Raw genomic sequence first — 18,900 nt, 5'->3', positions numbered from 1 at the left:
TGTAATTAAGAAATCCATATATAGCAATGCTTCTATCGCTTCTAGGTGTAGGCTCATTGGAAGAATTAATCTGATTAAAGTTTAATTTTTGCGTAAACTGATGAGGAAAGCTGTAGCATAAATAAAAGTGTTTATTTTTTTTGCTACCAATGACAAAATTAGTTGTCTTAAAATTGGACGGCGATTTGCAGCAGGGTGTAAGGGTAACGCTTTCAATTGCTTTGGAAGGTGTTAGTCCCCATAAAGAAGTAACTGGTAATCTACCAGCAGTTACGGAATTACAGACAACAATTGATCAGTGGCGATCGCACTATCGGAGTTTAGGTAGTGGTAATCGTGCTATCAAAGCAAAAAAAGTTACTTATGATGGTTCTATTACTCAGAAACAGTCAGACTGCAAAAATTCAGCAACTGAGTTAAAAAAACGATTGAATAACTGGCTACTTTCGGAATCTTTTCGCTCCATCCGGGAGAGTTGGTTAAAGGAATTACAAGAAAATGAAATAGTACGGATACTAATTCGCACATCTAATCCACAATTGCGACAAATACCTTGGCATCTTTGGGATTTGGTGGAAGAATATCCCCATGCCGAACTAGCTTTAAGTGCAACCGATTACCAAAAAACACCCCCAACCAAAACCCCAAGTATGAGGGGTAAAGTCAAAGTTCTGGCGATTTTGGGTAACAGTACTGGTATTGATGTCCAAACAGACCGCAGGTTACTCAATAGTTTACCGGATGCCGATGTCACCTTTTTAGTACAACCCCAACGCTATGAAATCAACGACCAATTGTGGGAAAAACCTTGGGATATCTTGTTTTTTGCCGGTCATAGCCAAACAGTGGAAGATAGCGGTCGCATATATATTAATGAAAACCAAGAAAGCTTAACTACGGATGACCTCAAATATGGTTTGAAAAAAGCGAAGAGTAACGGGTTAGCTGTAGCAATTTTCAATTCCTGTGATGGTTTGGGATTAGCGTCTGATTTAGAAACGCTACACATTCCCCAAATTATTGTCATGCGCGAACAAGTTCCAGATGAAGTAGCACAGGTATTTTTAAAGCATTTTTTATCAGATTTTGCATCGGGTAGTAAGTCCTTATATCAAGCAGTCAAGGAAGCTAGATTAAAGTTGCATGGACTGGAGGATAAATATCCCTGTGCTTCCTGGTTACCAGTAATTTGTCAAAATACGGATGCAAACCCACCCCATTGGTTAGACTTGGGTCGTTGTCCCACCGATATTATTCCCTATCGTGGTTTATTCGCCTTTGGTGAAGAAGATGCACAGTTTTTTTTTGGACGGGAAACTTTCACCAATATGTTGGTGGATGCGGTGCAAAATCAACCCTTGGTAGCGGTGATTGGTTCTAGTGGTAGTGGTAAGTCCAGTGTGGTGTTCGCAGGTTTAGTAAAGCGTCTGCGAGATGCTGGTAATTGGCATATTGTTGACTTTCGTCCCGGTTCCAGACCTTTGTTTAATCTGGCAACTGCCCTTGTTGACCAACAACAAGAAGACCGCAGTTCTAATCAAAAAGAGTCCCAAGTCACCAAACCTGTACTTAGCCGCACTGAACGCTTGCGGGAGATGAGAAACCTGGCTAGCGACCTGGGACAGTACCAGAATGGGTTGCGGGATGTGGTGGATGATATCCTCAAACAAAATCCTAGCCAGCATTTTTTGCTGATCGCCGACCAATTTGAAGAACTTTATACCCTTTGCACAGATGCACAGGAACGCCAAACTTTTCTCGATCGATTACTCGAAGCTATCTGTCGCTGTCGTCATTTCACCTTCGTCATCACTCTGCGGGCAGATTTTCTCGGACAAGCATTGTCTTATCGTCCCTTTGCCGATGCCTTACAATATGCAGACTTAAAGCTTGGTCCGATGACGGATGAGGAATTGCAAGCAGTAGTGGAAAAACCTGCGAATTTATTGGGAGTAACAATCGAACAGGGGTTGGTGGAACGCATCCTTGCTACTATTAGTGTCGAACCGGGGAATTTACCTTTATTAGAGTTTGCTTTGACTCAACTATGGGCAAAACAACTGAATGCTCAATTAAATCACGCTGCCTACGATGAAATTGGCGGAGTAGAAGCAGCATTAGCAAGTTATGCTGACCAAGCATATAACAAGTTAAATTTCGAGGAAAAAGAAAGGACACAGCGAATTTTTATCCAGCTAGTACATCCAGGGGAAGGAGCGGAAGATACCCGTCGCATCGCTACCCGCACTGAGGTGGGTGAAGAGAATTGGGATTTGGTAACTCGCTTGGCTGACGCGCGTTTGGTAGTTACTGGAAGGGATGAGAAAACGGGTTTGGATACGGTAGAGGTTGTCCATGAAGCTTTAATCCGTAATTGGGGACAATTACATCGGTGGATGCAGCAAGATAGGGACTTTCGCCACTGGCAAGAGCAGTTACGGGTAGCAATGCGTACTTGGGAGAGTAGTGGTTTTGATGAAGGGGCATTGTTGCGAGGAAAACCACTGGCAGATGCGGAGTATTGGGAAAGACAGCGTTTTTTAGAATTGAGTCCGGTAGAGAGGAGTTTTATTAGGCTGAGTGTGGAATTTCGGGAGCGTGAGAGCAGGAAGAAAAAGCGGAGACGACAATTTACTGTCTTCGGGCTATCTGGTGGTTTGGTTGTAGCCTTGAGTTTGACTGGGGTGGCTTGGTGGCAATCACAAAACTCAGCCAAGAATGAAATTATATCCCTCACGAACTCCTCAGAAGCACTTCTGACTTTAGGACAAGAATTTGATGCGTTGAAAACTATTCTCAAGGCTGCGAAAAAAGTCACACAAATTCAAGGGGAAAATATAGAGCTAAAAATTCCTATTACAGTTGTATTGGGGCAAGTGATGAATGAAGTTAAACAGTTTAATCGCTTGCAAGAACATAATAGTTATATCAGAAGTGTTATATTTAGCCCCGACGGTGAAACTATTGCCACTGGAAGTGACGATCAGACAGTTAAATTGTGGAATCGCAAAGGTCAGATGCTCAAAAGTTTTGATGCACATGCGAGGCTGATTAATAGCATTAGTTTCAGCCCTGACGGTCAAATTGTGACTAATAGTAATGACGATACAGCTAAACTATGGAGTCGCGAAGGCAAATTGATTGCAACTTTTGTCGGACATGAGGATAATGTCAATAGCGCTGCATTTAGCCCCGATAGTAACATCCTGGCTACAGCTAGTACTGACAAGACGGTTAAACTATGGAACACCGAAGGTAAACTGCTCAAAACCTTCACTGGACATAATGAACAGGTTAATAGGGTGACATTCAGTCCTGATGGTAAAACCCTAGCTACAGCCAGTAATGATAAGACAGTTAAACTATGGAACACCAAAGGTAAGCTGCTCAAAACCTTCACTGGACATGAAGGTCATGTTAATAGCGTTACATTTAGTCCTGATGGTGAAACCCTGGTGACAGCTAGTAATGACAAGACAGTTAAACTCTGGAACCGCGAAGGTAAGCTTCTCAAAACCTTTGTTGGACATAGCGATGCAGTTCATAGTGCTACATTTAGTCGTGACGGCAAAACCCTTGCTAGTGCCAGTACTGACAACACTGTAATCCTGTGGAAATTGGAACACAAGCTGTTTACCACCCTTACCCAAAATAACGAGCAGTTCAATCAGGTTGCATTTAGCCCCGATGGTAAAATCCTGGCGACAACTGGTAATGACAAGACTGCTAAACTGTGGAACCGGGAGGGTAAACTTTTAAAAACTTTAACTGGACATAGCGATCGCGTCAATAGGGTTACATTTAGCCCTGATGGCAAAATCCTGGTGACAACTAGTAATGATCAGACAGTTAAATTGTGGAATCGGCAGGGTCAACTGGTAAAAACCCTCACTGGGCATAAAAATAGGGTCAATAGTGTCACCTTCAGCCACGACAACAGTCAAACTTTCGCCACTGCCAGTGATGATCATATAGTTAAATTGTGGAGTCGAGAAGGTCAGTGGCTAAAAACCTTCACCGCTCAACATAATGATCAACTCAATAGCGTTACATTTAGTCCCGACGGTCAAATCCTTGCCACTACTAGTAATGATACTACAGCTAAACTATGGAACCGGGACGGTCAGTTACTAAAAACTCTCACCGGACATAGCAGTTGGGTCAACAGCGCTACATTTAGTTCCGACAGTCAAACCCTCGCGACAACTAGTGAAGACAAGACGGTCAAACTATGGAACCGGGAGGGTAAACTTCTCAAAACCCTGATTGGACATAGCAACCATACCCGCAGTGTCAGTTTTAGCCCCGATGGTAAAATTTTGGCTACAGCAAGTGAAGACAAGACGGTCAAACTATGGAATCGGGATGGTCAATTGCTACAAACCCTTACCGGACATACCGATGTAGTCAATAACGCTACATTTAGTCCTGATGGTAAAACCCTCGCTACAGCAGGTAATGACAAAAGGGTAATTTTATGGAATTTCGATTTTGCTGATTTACAAATGCGTGGGTGTACCTGGTTTGCAGATTATCTCATCACCCACCCTGATGCACTCAATGAATTAGAACAATGTGAAACTCCCGCTATCAGAGCGGCTTCGGCATTTGTCATGGTAACTCAAGGAGAAAAACTAATTATCAAAGGCGATATTGAAGATGGAATTGCCAAGTTTCGCACTGCGCTGAATTGGAATCCGACTAAGTTGAAATTTAATCTCACAGCCAAGGTAGAGGCTTTAACTAAGGTTAAAGAAGGAGAAGATGCAGGACGACAGTGTAATTTAGAAGTTGCGAGTGCTAAGTTTCAATCCGCGTTGGAACTCGATCCAAATCTCGGTTTTGAACCACAGACAAAAGCTCGTCAGTTTGTATCTTTAGGTTTAATTAGGAAAGGGGAAAAATGTGCCGCAAATGGCAAAATTTGGGAAGCGATCGCAGCTTACGCACAAGCCCAAAAATTCGACCCCTCCTTGGAAATTTCTCCCAGTTCTTGGAGTCACCTCTGTTGGTTTGGTAGTCTACATAAACATGCTGCTGATGTCATATATGCCTGTGAACAAGCAGTAGCTCTTGTGCCTAATGATGGAGAAATTTTAGATAGTCGCGGTCTTGCTAGAGCATTAACAGGTAATACCGAAGGAGCGATCGCGGATTTTCAAGCTTTCATCGCTTGGACTTCTAATCTGCAAGATAAATTAAAACGGCAACACTGGATTAATACCCTACGTACTGGTATGAATCCGTTCACTGATAAAGAAATTCAAAGTTTATTTTAAAACCCATCACAATCATCATTTCTGGCATTTTAGCAGAGGCACATCTCAAAGGTGCTAGTGGACTAATAAAACTTTTGCTAAAAGATAAAGTCACTAGTACAGGTTGGCTGAAATAAACCGAGTATTAACTTTTTATCTAGTGACCATGCTCCGCGTAGTCGCTTAGTGAGTTGAAGGCTCTGCCTTCATTCACGAAGCAGGAACCTCGCAGATTCTTCTCCCACGCGGAGCATGGGAGCGAGGGGATAATTGCACTTTTTTTTATGCAATTCTGCCGTTAGTAAAGTACCCATTAGGGTAATAGTATTTCATTTTAACATGTGCTGAAGATGATACTCCAAAAGACTTATGAGCTTTTTGGATAGACATCCATCTCTTATGTAAAGTTTTGTAACAAATTGGCTATATTTCAGATAAAGAGGTTTTTTCTTAACCGAGTAATTTGTGTCAAGCATGTTCAAAGTATTCAAAAAATCAATATTAGGAGAAAGTATGAGTAATATTTTTTTAATTGATGAACATCCTGAAACAAAAAACCTCTTAATGAAATGCTTGTCAACAGCAGGATTTGAGGTAATTATCACAGAAAATGGTCTTGTTAATGTGCAGTTAGCACACCAGAAATTATCTACTACTACCGAAAATCGAAAATCAAATACTCAGAAGTCCATATTTCCATCGATTCCCCGACTGCGGGAGGTCTTTGAATTTATTGAATTGAATTATCATCAAAATATTAAACTAAAAGAAGTAGCTCAAGCTGTTGGTTATTCCCCAGCTTACTTAACCGACTTAGTGCGAAAACTGACCGGGAAAACGGTCAATAATTGGATTATCGAGCGTCGGATTGCAGCTGCAAGCTCCTTACTTTTAGAAACTAATAATTCTGTTGAGCAGATTGCTTTAGATGTAGGCTATCAAAATATCAATCATTTCTACTGTCAATTTCGCGATCGCTATCAAAATACTCCCCGTATTTGGAGAGAATCACAGCGTTGTAAACTGGATCAGAACCAAAAATTGCAGCGATTAGAAGGCATTGCTAGTTAAATTTATCGATTGAACGCTCTTTAATAATCACTCTTCGGAATGATATTACCTCAATTATCAAGCACTAAATTTGAGAGCTTACTAAATCAAAAGGATTTAAACCAGTTAATTTGGCTTGTAAATGGGAAAAAAAGGTGAAAGGAGTTATACCAAAATAAGGCTGGTTTATTGCTACTAATTTTCCTCTGATGCTTATTGAATCAGCTTTGCAGATATTTTCGTCACCCCTTCAGATTTTTAACTGAACCAGTTTGGCAATTTATAAGTGCTGAAGATGGGTTAAAAAACTCTGTTGAAAGGGCTAAATTGATTAATTTTGGGATAAGAGCTAAAAAGGGAGCAGTAGGGATAGTTGTTAAAGTCAGTCATGACGAAAACAACTTTGAGGAGGTGAAAATTATTATAGAGTTACATCCAACCAATGCTCAAGAGTACTTGCCATCTTCTCTGCATGTAATGATTTTAGATGAAGAAGCAACTACTGTGATGGAGGCTAAGACCAAAAACTATAACAAAAAATTGATTTGGAGTTTAATGCTGCTGTGGGAGATAATTTCAGCGTCAAGATAGCTTTAGAAGACATTAGCGTAGTAGAAAATTTTGTTGTCTAGAAAATTACCAAACCCCTTCCGGGGGATTTGTGTGACTACATTCCGGAATGACCGGGGTCGCTCGTGAATCTAACTTTTGAACACAACACAAGCTATCGATGCTAAAATAGTCCTCGTCAGGTTGTCAAACCTGAAAATATCTCAAATGTGTCTCTCAAAAACCAAGAGCGACCCCATCTCATAGAATAGTAAAAATATATTTTTCAACCAAAAGTAAAAAATGAAGCTCTCTTAATTAAATTGTTTTCAACTCCAAGCACTAATTAGCAAAAGTCTTTTCAAATAATGCGTCCCTGCAAGATAGCGACGCTCAAATACTTGTTGTCGAAAATTTTCCATAGCAAGCGACTTTAACTTTGATTGAATCGCGGATGAGTTAGAGCAAGCTATGATAATCTATGGAGTTGAAAATAACAGCTTAAAGCTTTTGTCAAAATATTTCTCACCATTTTATTATTTTGACTTTTGTAAAGACGCGATAAATTACGTCTCTACTAATTAGGACTTGGAGGAATAATATATGCTCAATGTGAGAGCTATACAAATTAACTTCGGACTTCAAGAAGTTTTGAAAAATATTTCTTTTGGTTTAAACGCAGGAGAAGTAATTGCAATTACAGGTGCAAACGGAGCAGGAAAGTCCTCTTTACTAAAATGTATCGCAGGTACCCTAGCACCATCGAGCGGGGAAATTCAGTTGCAAAAAGGCATTCACTTTGCTTATTTACCCCAATCTAGACCAACAGAAAAGCAATCCGTGATGGAATTTCTCCTCAGAGATTTTCCCGAAATCCACAAAAGCTACCAGAAAATGCATTCTCGTAATATAGAAACTATCGAATATGCTAATGCAATTACAGAGTATCTAGAAATTGGTGGATATGAATTAGAAAGCAAGTTTGCGCGCTTGCTATTATCCTTTGGCTTTGATGAAACTGATTTATCAAGAGAATTACAAGACTTTTCTGAAGGACAAAAGCAAATTTTCCCCTTGCTGCAAATCTTAGCGAGTGACGCACAATTACTTATTTTAGACGAACCAACGAACCACCTAGATATATCAATGTGTCTCTATTTAGAAAAAGTAATTTGCAAAGAAAAACAAAAAGGACGCTCTTTTATTGTTGTCAGTCATGACCGCGTTTTTGTCGATAAAATAGCTGACCGCACTCTTTATATTCAAAGAGGAGAAAGTATACTTGTACGTGGTGGATATTCTCAGCTACTAGTGCATCTCGAACAAGACTTTCAAAGCCGACAGGAACTAGCAGTAAATATTCAAGATAAAATTAAAAAACTAGAAACAGAAGCTCGGAGGAAAAAAGTTTGGGCTGGACGCAAAGAAAAAGAAAAAAATGGAGCCGCAGATAAAGGTTTTATTGGTGCTAGAGCAGCCAAATTAGCTAAACGAGCTAAGGTTGTAGAACAAAGACAACAGCAAATGCTGGAAACCCTCAAAGCAGAAAAGCCATTTGTCGAAAAGAAGTTAAACCTCTCCTTTGCTGATTATACTGTTGCCAACAAACATATACTCTCTGCCCAAAATTTATCTAAAAAATTTGGCGAGCGTGCAATATTTGAAAATGTCTCTTTAGAGCTAACAACTCAAGACCGAGTCGCGATTATTGGCGATAATGGTAGCGGTAAGACAACATTGATGAAATGTTTGCTAGGGTATGAGCAAGCTTCGAGCGGTCAAATACACCGTAACAACTACGCAAAATGGCTTTATTTTCCCCAAAATATCCAAGATTATTTCACCGAAAAAATTTTACTGCATAATCTCATGAGTTATGGAGTAGAAGAAGCAATTGTACGCCAATTTTTAGGAGCAGCAAAATTACGCCGAGAAAGAGTTCTGCAACCAATTTCTACCCTTAGTTATGGCGAACTAATGCGAGCGGCTATTGTTAGTGCCATCCTTGCTTCATCAGAGTTTCTCTTTTTAGATGAACCAACAAATCATCTGGATATCGAATCTTTAGAAGTTCTAGACCAATTACTTTGTCAATTTCCCGGTGGTTTGTTATTTATCAGTCACGACAGACAATTTATCGCTAAAAATGCGCTGACGATTTTATCGATTGAGTCGTTCATGCTATAAACTTGGAGACAGCTTATTTTGCTCCCTGTGTCACCTACCCTATATCTACCCCTACCAAGCTGACAGTAATCTTGAACACACTCAATCCATGTCTATCTTCCTTTTATACTTAGGGCGAAAGCTATTCCATAATCCTTGCTGCACAAACCTTTGAAGCTAGATTGTCACCCCCCCAGGTAAAATTGACAATTAATCCCCGCATATGAACCACGAACAGTAAGATGGGAAATGATGTCCCATCGGATCTAATTACTGTTGATTTGATGGCGATTTATCCATCCAGATTAAATGTATAGATAATGACTAAAAGTTGGTTTAAATTCGCGCTATTAGGAATTTTTCTATTTGCTCTTGCTTGCCGATTTTGGGGATTAGCTCGGTTTAATACGCTGGTATTTGATGAAGTTTATTACGCAAAGTTTGGTAATAATTATCTTACGCATGTACCATTTTTTGACGGTCATCCCCCCTTGGGTAAATTAATTATTGCTGGGGGGATATGGTTGGGTAGTCATGTACCTTGGTGGCAAGATGATCTTAACGGCTTAACAGGGTCACTGCGATCGCCGATGAGTTATCGTTGGCTAAATGCTTTGTTGGGGTCTTTTATTCCCGTACTTTTAGCGGGTATTGCCTATCAACTTAGTCATCGACGCAGTTTGGCAATCATCGCTGGTGGTTTTGCTGCTGTTGATGGAATTTTTCTCGTCGAAGCTCGCTATGCACTGATAAATCAATATATAGTTATATTTGGATTATTAGCTCATTTTTGTTTTTTACTAGCATTAAATCACCGTCTTTTTTACCGTCAATTTTGGTTACTGATTTCTGGAATTTGTTTTGGTGCTGCGATTGCCAGTAAATGGAATGGATTATGGTATTTACTGGGAATATATCTGCTAGGTGGATTAGCTTGGTTAGTTAATTGGTTAGGAAAATCTCAGCCATTTTTGCAGATAAATAATGAAAAACCCAATCCTCTGCAAAACCTAATTGAATTAAATATATTTCACGTTATTTTTTATCTGATTATTATTCCTATAATTACCTATAGTTTAATTTGGATTCCCCATCTCCAACTGGATACTCGCTACGACTTTATCCAAGTTCACCAGCAAATTTTTAGCTTCCACGAGCGACTTGGTGGTAATGAGACTAAAATACATCCCTATTGTGCTGCTTGGTACACATGGCCACTAATGATTCGACCAATGGCATATTTATATAAAACTGCTATGAGTGTCAATGACCCTTTACCGGTTTATGGTCCACCCTTACCACCGGGAACCCATCGAATTGTCTATGACGTTCATGCGATGGGTAATCCGTTTTTATGGTGGTTCGGTTTAGCTGCGGTTTTATTAATTGCTGCTTTGCTAGGACAACAACTATATAAATGGCTACGTCAGCCAAAATTGACAATTCCCAGTAACTTCCATAGTCGTACCTGGATTGGTTTATATATAGTAATTAACTATTTTATCCATCTTGCACCCTGGGTAAAAGTCAGTCGCTGCGTCTTTATTTATCACTATATGACTGGAGTTGTGTTTGCTTTTTTAGGGTTAGCTTGGTTTGTGGATTGGTGTCTACAAACGAAAAATACTCCCTTACAAATCATTGGTACTGCTATTATCTGGACTGTAATCGGTGGATTTATCTTTTGGCTACCGATTTATCTGGGTTTACCCCTAACCACTTCCCAATACTCCCTACGCATGTGGTTTAGTTCTTGGATTTAACTGGAAGACTGTTGTTGCGCTGCTTGTGCTACTTCCTCAACGGTCAAATCTAACTCCTGAGCAATTTGCTCGATTGTTAAACCCAATGCTAAAAATAGGGGTACTGTTTTTAACTTTCCTCTACGTTCTCCTTCTTCCCTTCCTTCTTCTCTTCCTTCTTCTCTTCCTTCTGCAAAGGCTTGTTGATATACTCGTGTTTGTTTTAATTCGCTCAATCCAAACATTTGCTGTATCTCCTCAATGTCCATGCGGGGAAATTTATAAACTAAAATAGTTTCAATAATTTGCAATAATTGCTGCTGTTTTTGTATTGAATCGATTTCCTGGTTAGTTCTGTTAATTAGCTCCCTTGCTGAATTGATTGCTGTATCTTCATCTTCTATGACTAATTTAATTGTAGCAATACCGATGGGTGAGGATGAATTTTCTCCTAGTTCCTCTAAATAAATAGGGGTGACTCTACCAGAGGTAAAGGATTCGCGGTAATGAATGGTTGATGCGGTGTCGATGCTGCGAGATGGGTAAATCACCACGGCTAACCAATCATTCTCTGGCTTATTTTGCCTTAGGTATAAATGAATTTCGGTAAATAGTCGTGAGTAGATTTCTGTGTCTGCTTGAAATTGAACTTCGACGAAGTAAATGGCTTGTTCTGGGGTTGTTGGAAGAAAAACACCATCGATACGCAAGGCTGTTTGTTTAACTTCGACTGAGGAAAATTGGTAATTTGTGGCAGTTTCGGGGGAATTTCCAATTAGTTCAAAGAAAATATCCGGAAATTCTTGAAATATTCGGTAGAATAGGCTGTCGGTTTTCACGCAGTTTTTTGAATATTGGGTTGTGGTAGGAATAACCCAGAGGTTTGACGCTTTTTTAATCGCGGTTTTTTACTCTGGTCAAAAACTAATCTTACAGTATTTTGCACTTCCCCTTTTGGTTGATAATTCGCTCCAAAAATGATGAAAAAACATCCCTGTATAATTAATCTGACTTATGTCTGATACCGATAAAAGGTCAAACCAGTGCTACCGTAGGTCTTCTGACGACAAATTTCCCAACCCGCGATCGCTGGTGCTTCCCAACCTTTTCCAGGGTGTTCTACGGCAATTTCTCCGTCGGGTGCAAGTAATTTGTATGTGGCGATCGCATTTAAAACTATTGGATATAAATTACTTTTGTAGGGTGGGTCAAAGTAAATTCGCTCAAATTGCTGTCCCCCTAGTTGCGGTAATATTTGCACTACGTCGCCGCGTATAATTTGAAACTCTTGATGGGGACGGGCGACTTTTTGCCAGTTTTCTTGAATAATTGCACAAGCTCGACTGGATTGTTCAATTCCAATTACTTGTTTCGCATCTCGACAGAGAGCTTCTGCACCCATTGCTCCTGCTCCAGCGCAAATATCTAACCATGATGCACCCTCGATGTATCCTTGCCAAATATTAAAGACAGCAGCACGTACCCTCGCACCTGTGGGTCGAGTTTGATTTCCTGGTAGTGTTTTTAGCGCTCGATTACCGTGGATTCTCAGAGACATCGAATTTTGGATTTTGGATTTGAGATCATAAATTCGGTAGCTGTCATAATATAAATTACATCTTGACACTCTCCGCCCTAGAAGTGCGGAGATTCTTGAGCTAATCACTGCCTTTCAGGTTCCCCCCTACTGAGGTCTTACACGATTATGTCTAGTCCGAGCCTACTAGAATATCACTTAATATCTAGACGCCCTTTGAGTGGACTAATCTCCAAGCGTTTACCCATTTCAGGGTACGTTCCCGTGTGCCCCACGGTACGCAGATTACTCCGAAATTGTTTTTCTAAATCATTCAGCCTTGTTGAAGACTTAATGCACTGTTTAACGAGTTATCGTTGCTCGTGGTCTTTTCTATTTCCCAGGCTGTCGTGTGGCACTGTTTCAGCCATATTTGTCGGGCACGTTCTGGCGGATTTTCAACCTGAAGCCAACTAAATTTTAGCATTAAAGTCCCCCTAGAAGGGGGAGGCTTTAAACCCTATTTTTCGGTAACCGAGGGAAAAACGTTTTTTCTACAGCAAAGCTGCTTTTTTGAAGCTGGTCTTACCTCAAGTTTAGACATCATAGACCTCAAAATAGTTCATTCCTACTCCCTACTCCCTATTCCCTACTTACTATTTTTCTATTTTTACATTCCGAAACATTTAAATCCTGGGGATGAACTTTCAAGTAACGTAATGACAAAAAGCCACTTACGTATATTCCTATTTCCCAAGATTCTATATCCCCACGAGCATATTCTGTGTTTTGATTCCTGTATTCTGTCTCCTGTCTCGACCCCCTCAAGCAGCGACTTTTTGATAGACTTGGGAGACAAAATTCGAGAGAATTTGCAAACCGATATTGGAGGATTTTTCGGGGTGGAATTGGACAGCCATGAGATTATCACGAGCGATCGCCGCAGTTACTGTTTGATTCCCGTGACTAACGCAAGCAGCGCGAATATCGGGGTCGGTTGGGTCTACATAATAGGAGTGGACAAAATAAACCCAGGGATTAGGGGGGAGGTGTTCCCATAAAATTGATTGGGGTTGTTGCAGTTGTAGTTGATTCCAACCCATGTGGGGAATTGTAATATCTGGTTCCGGACGAAATCTTTTAACTTTTCCTTTAACTATTCCTAATCCTTTTTCGATTCCTTCCTCGGAGGATTCAAATAGAATTTGTAATCCGAGACAGATACCCAAAAAGGGTTTACCAGACGCGATCGCATTTTTGATTGGTTGTTCTAATCCCCGTTTGCGTAGGTGTTGCACGGCTGGGTCAAAGGCTCCTACTCCTGGTAAGATAACCGCATCTGCTTGTTCAATCAATTTTGGAGAATCGGTAATTTGAGGAGTTGCTCCTGCTTTTTCTAATGCTTTACAGACCGAGTGTAAATTTCCCATGTCGTAATCAACAACTGCAATCACCGCCATCGTTTTGCTCCCGATATGATTTTGATTATGTCGGCTATCTCTTATTGTAAATAATATTTTTTATGACGAAAAGATTTCTCTTAACTTCTTTTGACACTTGGTTGAGCCATCAAGAATCAAATTCTTCAGATGATTTATTAGAGGCTGTTTGCCAAAGGGCAAATTTTCCCTATTCCTTGATTTTTTTGCGCCGACTTCCCGTTGATATTTCCCTTGCTTCTTCCCAAGTGATTGCCGAAATTAATCGGACTCAACCGGATTTTGTCGTTGCTTGTGGGATGGCTGCAAGTCGCCACAATTTAAGTTTAGAGGAAAATGCCACAAATTGGAGTATGCTAAATTCCCAGTCGGAATTAGTTGAGGAAGAAAATTACCATCTCCAAACTCTCTATACGCAAATTGATTTAGCAAAATTGGTAGCCGTGATACCAAAAATATCCCTCAGTCATGACTGTGGCAAATTTGTTTGTGAGGGATTTTATTACTCGATTCTTGATTATCTCAAACAAAAAAAATGTAAAACCCAATGTCTTTTTGTCCACGTTCCGATTTTAACCGAGGAGAATCGGGGTAGCATAATTGATGATTTTCTGTTAATGATTCATCAGTTGGCACTTTTAGCCCCCATGTCGCGTCACTAAATTTCAAAAAAATATATCCGTGTATGTTGCCAATCTTACTTAGTTTTACCCTAGCCCAAACACCACAGACCCCCCCACCACCTCCCCCTGCGGAAGTAGTCCAACCCCATCAAGTGAGACCCTTACCGGGAGGACTCGATCGGGTTCCGGTCTTTAACAGCAACAGTCCGGAAAAAGTTCTCACCGAAGGGATTCTTCTGTCCACCTTACCCCCCCAAGGGAAAAAACATCCCCAAGCCCATCTCAACTTTGCCTTCCGCGATCGCTTTGATGTGTTTTCCCACCATGTAGCCCAAGCACCGACTCCGGAAGACCTGCGCACCCTCTACCACGGTATCCTCCTCCACAATCCCGGTTCGACCCCGGTACGGGTGAATATTCTCCAAGCTGCGAGCTACCTTAGCCAACCGGACGCACCTTTTATTGATTTACCCTCCTTTGCCATCAACATGCTCGGTAATGTCTACGCAGGTCCCGGTAGTCGTGCCATGAGTGATATTCTCCGGGGTCGTCGCCAGGATACCTTTCCAGCCGAAATTACCATCCCCCCCGGTGGTAGCCAAATGTTACTGAACGCACCTATCCCGGTGCGAGAATTAACTCCTCCCCTGAACGGACGCTCTACCTACGCACGTTTACGTAGTACTGGTGTTGTCCATGTTGCCAGTTTAGCCATGTTTGCACCCACTAATGGGGATGGTAGCGAACGACCACCGACCCTAGAAGAGTGGCAAAATTTACTAGAAAATGGCAACCTTGCGGGTCCCCGCGATAAAGCTCCTACTCCCCCAGAACAACAAACTTCTCGGATTTATGGACGGGTTGCTGGTGTGGCTCAGGGTTCCTCTTGGCGTGCCAGAATCACGGATACACCCAGAAGTAATTTTTTAACCATACCCGAACCAGGACAAGCTGTTTCCTACGGCATTAGCACCCTTCCGGGAGGGATGCTAGGAACCAACCAATCCCAAAGTGCGCCGATGTTAGTTCGTTATCCTGACACAGCCTACTTTGCCCACGGAAACTACGGGATTCAATATCGCATCCGCATTCCCCTCTACAACAATACCAGTAGCAATCAAACCGTAAATATTGCCCTCCAAACCCCCATTAAAGAGGATACCCTCAGTAAACAAGGATTGAGATTTTTTGCCGAACTTGCTCGACCCACCTTCTTCCGGGGAACCGTCCTAGTACGTTATCGAGACGATGCTGGTAGACCCGCAGCGAGATACATCCATTTAGTCCAAAGACGTGGCCAACCCGGTGAAGCTTTAGCCCAACTAAATCTAAAACCCCAGGAAAATCGATTAGTGGAAGTGGACTTTCTCTACCCTCCCGACGCAACTCCACCGCAAGTATTAACAGTGCAAACATTACAACCGGAGAATATTGCACCGTTTCCGGGAAATTAAGGGACTGTTGACTGTTGACAGTCAACGGTCAGCATTAAATCTGCAAATTGAATAAAACATTTAAAACCCTTGTAGAGACGCGATATATCGCGTCTCTACATTTAAATTCATACCTGGATTCACCAACGTCAAAAATAAATATATGACGTTGTTGGATGCAAATATGAATTGAAAATTTTACGTCTCTACACCCGTACAGATGCATCTCCTAACGACAGCGATCGCAATGTCCACAGCGAAAATCTGAACCCTGGGAAAATCCGAAAGCCGTTAACAAATATCCCCAACGACAACCCCGACCATACAAATACCTATGCATCGCGTTCCCAATATCTGTCGGTGATTGGGGTTTTTTCGCTAAGTTATCCCTAATTGTATATTTAAACGGGTCTTGCCAATACAAATAACCTTGAGCATGTAAAATTGCTAGAGCGATCGCTGCTTGGGGATACCGTTTACTCACCTCCTCAATATCCCCCACCTGCGGTAATTTGCGACGCAACTGTAATGCTTGCTTTTGGGTTTCCCCCATACTATTGATAAAAAATTCTGCTCTTCGTTTATCCTCCCGATCCAACCACCCCGTCGGTTCACTCACCAAAGCCAAGACATCCGCACTTTCACCATCCCGACCCCCTCGACCAATTTCCTGCACATACTCAGATAACAGCAACGGTACCTGATAATGTACCACCCACCGCACATCACTTTTATTTATACCCATACCAAAAGCATTCGTAGACACCACAAACGGTATCTTCCCTTCAATCCAATCTCCTTCAATTCGTCGTCGTACTTCCCCACCTAAACCCGCATGGTACGCAACTGTCACCAAACCTTGACTAGATAACCGACTTGCCAACTCTTCACTATCTCGACGAGTACGTGTATAAACTAGTCCGGGCTGTTTCTGTTTTTTTTGAATAAAGTACAGTAAATTATGATACCTTTGTCTAGACGACCAACAAATCCGCACCGACGGGTTTAAATTAGAACGATAGGGATTGAGACGGAAAACCTGCGGTTGTTGCAATTCCAAACATTCAGTAATTACAGTTTGGGCTAGAGGGTCGGCGGTTGCAGTAAAAGCCGCAAAACTGATTTTTGTTCCCTTTGGTTTTGCTGCCATCAAGGAACGACGCACCGCTCCTAACCTCCGGTACGCTGGACGAAACGTGTCCCCCCATTGCACTAAGCAATGGGCCTCGTCCAGTATAATTGCGTTAATTTTCAGTTCTGGTTTACACAAAAGTTCCCAGAGTCGTGGACTCAGTAAAGTCTCTGGAGAAAGATACAGTAAGCGTAACTTTTGTTGCTCAATCGCCGTAAACACCTGTCGCCGTTGTCCGACTAATAACTCGCTATGCAACAAAGCCGCAGGTAATTGTTTCTCCCGCAACTCCCGCACCTGGTTTTCCATCAATGCTACCAAGGGTGATATCACCAAGGTTAACCCCGTTTGCAACAAAGCTGGTAACTGGAAGCAAATCGATTTTCCCCCACCGGTAGGCATAATAATCAACGCATCCCGACCCGTCAATAAGGTCTGAACAATTTCACCCTGGGGGGGACGAAAATCATCATATCCCCATATCCTGCGGAATTCTCGAAGAATGATATCCTGGTTTACCGCCATGCAATGCACCCAATGAAAATAAAACCTAAATAGCAGTTTTTTTATTTCCGCTTTGCTGTACTATAGCCATCCAGAACCATTCGTGAGAAAACACTCAAAGAAAAATACTCAGTCTACAAGCATCCTAGCCTTGTTCTATTCTCACGTATCATTTAGGACTGCTATATCTGTGGCTTTGGTCTCGAAAAATTCTTAAGATAAGGGCGTTAAAGCGCTACTACGAACCTTTCCTCACCCATCAAAATTAATGGGACAAAGCACTAAATCCAAAATCCAAAATAGATACACCCTAATGACTTCCTTGCACACTTTTTTTAACGTCTATCTAACTTTAACGCAAAAGTGTAATATGTCACTCAGTATTATCAGCAAGTATATTATAAATGTATAATAAATAACGCTAGCACAGGTTGGCGGAAATACGCCTAGCATTGCCCTAGCTCCCATGCTCCGCATGGGAGTCCAAGGGTGTGAGGCTTCATTCACTGGGTGACTACGCAGAGCATAGTCACCGGACAAATGGTCTGGATATTTCCGCCAACCCGTACTATTAGTCAAAAAATCACAAAGCCTATTTTATTTTATAGACTTTTCAGACATTTCCATATAGTAGCTTTATTTACGCCGTGTTGTACTAACATTATGACGTTAATCTCGCACTCCGTAACCGTATCACAAAAGTCGCCCTTGAAGGGCGAGCTTTAGACCCAATTTCTGGGTAAATTCGCCAGTTACGTAATTCCTCGAAACTAGGAAATTCCCGAAGAATATAGGAGAAAGTTTAATTAAGAACGTTTACGTGAATTCGTCACCACCAATTCAAACTCCCATCCGGGAATTTTTTCAACGGACTCACTAATCCGCAATAGGTCTTTATTACCATTCAAACTGAGATTTTCCCTAGTTCTGACACTAGTTGCAATCACTTTTGTACCATTAGTGGCAATTAAATCTAAGGAATAATTAGCCAAGGTTGGAGGTAGACAATCTGCAGAAGGGTAGATACTGACAACGTAGCCTTTTTGTGTATACTCTTGAGCGAGTTTGCGAACACGTTTATCTTCTAGCCGATTTGGATGTTCTCGGTAACTCATGGCATGACTATAGGAATTGGAAAATAGGGAGTTGTTGATACCCATTTTGTCTCAAAACGGCAAAAACAAATCTAGCCGAATCAGGAGATTATACCCTGCTTGAGATGGAAATTGGGATGACGAATTTTACTTTGCTACATATCTAATTGTAGATGCAAAAACCAGAACTTGTTGAACGTAGCTCAAACGCGAACTCAATAGATATTTAACTACGTGATAATACGGTATTTTTTTGAGATATTCCTGATTGTACAATCTATCTCCGTAAATCCACTGTCCTAAAGTATACGAAAACCCTATAAAAATGATTAACTTTTGAAGGTGAACCCAGAGAAATCTCTATTTATTATAAGAGGGAGTACCTAGATTTCTC

12 protein-coding genes are annotated in these 18,900 nt (G+C 41.3%); 7 read left to right on the top strand and 5 right to left on the bottom strand.

Features of this window, described 5'->3' with window-relative positions; translation table 11 throughout:
- Positions 1-149: 149 nt before the first annotated feature.
- The 5 genes from CDC37_RS13120 (at position 150) to CDC37_RS13100 (ending at position 10,786) form a co-directional block, all read left to right on the top strand.
- Positions 150-5,279: an nSTAND1 domain-containing NTPase gene (locus CDC37_RS13120; protein WP_096622408.1), complete on the top strand. Its 5,130-nt coding sequence runs from the start codon at positions 150-152 to the stop codon at positions 5,277-5,279.
- 492 nt (positions 5,280-5,771) lie between these two features.
- Positions 5,772-6,329: a helix-turn-helix domain-containing protein gene (locus CDC37_RS13115; protein ID WP_096622406.1), complete on the top strand. Its 558-nt coding sequence runs from the start codon at positions 5,772-5,774 to the stop codon at positions 6,327-6,329.
- Between the two features lie 195 nt (positions 6,330-6,524).
- Complete coding sequence (locus tag CDC37_RS13110; protein WP_197707008.1) at positions 6,525-6,899, top strand: DUF1822 family protein; 375 nt, start codon at positions 6,525-6,527, stop codon at positions 6,897-6,899.
- A 561-nt stretch (positions 6,900-7,460) separates the two neighbouring features.
- The gene (locus CDC37_RS13105; RefSeq protein WP_096622405.1) at positions 7,461-9,044 is read left to right on the top strand and encodes an ABC-F family ATP-binding cassette domain-containing protein; all 1,584 of its coding nucleotides are present in this window, start codon (positions 7,461-7,463) and stop codon (positions 9,042-9,044) included.
- A gap of 299 nt (positions 9,045-9,343) precedes the next feature.
- Positions 9,344-10,786 carry a dolichyl-phosphate-mannose--protein mannosyltransferase gene (locus CDC37_RS13100; protein ID WP_096622403.1) on the top strand — a complete coding sequence of 481 codons (1,443 nt, stop codon included), beginning with the start codon at positions 9,344-9,346 and terminating at the stop codon, positions 10,784-10,786.
- Here CDC37_RS13100 and CDC37_RS13095 read toward each other — a convergent pair.
- The 3 genes from CDC37_RS13095 to hisH all read right to left on the bottom strand — a co-directional run bounded on the left by CDC37_RS13095 (position 10,783) and on the right by hisH (position 13,741).
- A complete protein-coding gene (locus CDC37_RS13095; RefSeq protein WP_096622402.1) occupies positions 10,783-11,604 on the bottom strand; it encodes an Rpn family recombination-promoting nuclease/putative transposase in 822 nt (273 codons plus the stop codon). The genes CDC37_RS13100 and CDC37_RS13095 overlap by 4 nt on opposite strands.
- Positions 11,605-11,777: 173 nt before the next feature.
- Complete coding sequence (rsmD, locus tag CDC37_RS13090) at positions 11,778-12,323, bottom strand: 16S rRNA (guanine(966)-N(2))-methyltransferase RsmD (RefSeq protein WP_096622400.1); 546 nt, start codon at positions 12,321-12,323, stop codon at positions 11,778-11,780.
- A 782-nt stretch (positions 12,324-13,105) separates the two neighbouring features.
- On the bottom strand, positions 13,106-13,741 hold the full coding sequence (gene hisH / locus CDC37_RS13085; protein ID WP_096622399.1) for an imidazole glycerol phosphate synthase subunit HisH: 636 nt from the start codon (positions 13,739-13,741) through the stop codon (positions 13,106-13,108).
- Between the two features lie 62 nt (positions 13,742-13,803).
- On the opposite strand from hisH, the gene CDC37_RS13080 reads away from it, so the two are divergent.
- Positions 13,804-14,382 carry a pyroglutamyl-peptidase I family protein gene (locus CDC37_RS13080; protein WP_096622397.1) on the top strand — a complete coding sequence of 193 codons (579 nt, stop codon included), beginning with the start codon at positions 13,804-13,806 and terminating at the stop codon, positions 14,380-14,382.
- A 23-nt stretch (positions 14,383-14,405) separates the two neighbouring features.
- Positions 14,406-15,797 carry a DUF3370 domain-containing protein gene (locus CDC37_RS13075; RefSeq protein ID WP_096622396.1) on the top strand — a complete coding sequence of 464 codons (1,392 nt, stop codon included), beginning with the start codon at positions 14,406-14,408 and terminating at the stop codon, positions 15,795-15,797.
- Between the two features lie 208 nt (positions 15,798-16,005).
- Here CDC37_RS13075 and CDC37_RS13070 read toward each other — a convergent pair whose 3' ends face one another.
- Positions 16,006-17,433: a RecQ family ATP-dependent DNA helicase gene (locus tag CDC37_RS13070; protein WP_096622394.1), complete on the bottom strand. Its 1,428-nt coding sequence runs from the start codon at positions 17,431-17,433 to the stop codon at positions 16,006-16,008.
- Between the two features lie 785 nt (positions 17,434-18,218).
- Positions 18,219-18,572, bottom strand: coding sequence for a hypothetical protein (locus CDC37_RS13065; protein WP_096622393.1), 354 nt, complete (start codon positions 18,570-18,572; stop codon positions 18,219-18,221).
- Positions 18,573-18,900: the final 328 nt, after the last annotated feature.

This window comes from Calothrix sp. NIES-3974 (genome assembly GCF_002368395.1).
Classification (GTDB): Bacteria; Cyanobacteriota; Cyanobacteriia; order Cyanobacteriales; family Nostocaceae; genus NIES-3974.
Note: the sequence above shows the minus strand (reverse complement) of the source record. Positions and strands in the feature narration are given on the sequence as shown.

Bases quoted from the DNA above. Each gene is read 5' to 3' on its own strand.
- rsmD (WP_096622400.1), bottom strand. From the start codon at position 12,323: ATGTCTCTGAGAATCCACGGTAATCGAGCGCTAAAAACACTACCAGGA.
- CDC37_RS13065 (WP_096622393.1), bottom strand. From the start codon at position 18,572: ATGGGTATCAACAACTCCCTATTTTCCAATTCCTATAGTCATGCCATG.
- CDC37_RS13100 (WP_096622403.1), top strand. From the start codon at position 9,344: ATGACTAAAAGTTGGTTTAAATTCGCGCTATTAGGAATTTTTCTATTT.
- CDC37_RS13075 (WP_096622396.1), top strand. From the start codon at position 14,406: ATGTTGCCAATCTTACTTAGTTTTACCCTAGCCCAAACACCACAGACC.
- CDC37_RS13080 (WP_096622397.1), top strand. From the start codon at position 13,804: ATGACGAAAAGATTTCTCTTAACTTCTTTTGACACTTGGTTGAGCCAT.
- CDC37_RS13115 (WP_096622406.1), top strand. From the start codon at position 5,772: ATGAGTAATATTTTTTTAATTGATGAACATCCTGAAACAAAAAACCTC.
- hisH (WP_096622399.1), bottom strand. From the start codon at position 13,741: ATGGCGGTGATTGCAGTTGTTGATTACGACATGGGAAATTTACACTCG.
- CDC37_RS13070 (WP_096622394.1), bottom strand. From the start codon at position 17,433: ATGGCGGTAAACCAGGATATCATTCTTCGAGAATTCCGCAGGATATGG.
- CDC37_RS13105 (WP_096622405.1), top strand. From the start codon at position 7,461: ATGCTCAATGTGAGAGCTATACAAATTAACTTCGGACTTCAAGAAGTT.
- CDC37_RS13120 (WP_096622408.1), top strand. From the start codon at position 150: ATGACAAAATTAGTTGTCTTAAAATTGGACGGCGATTTGCAGCAGGGT.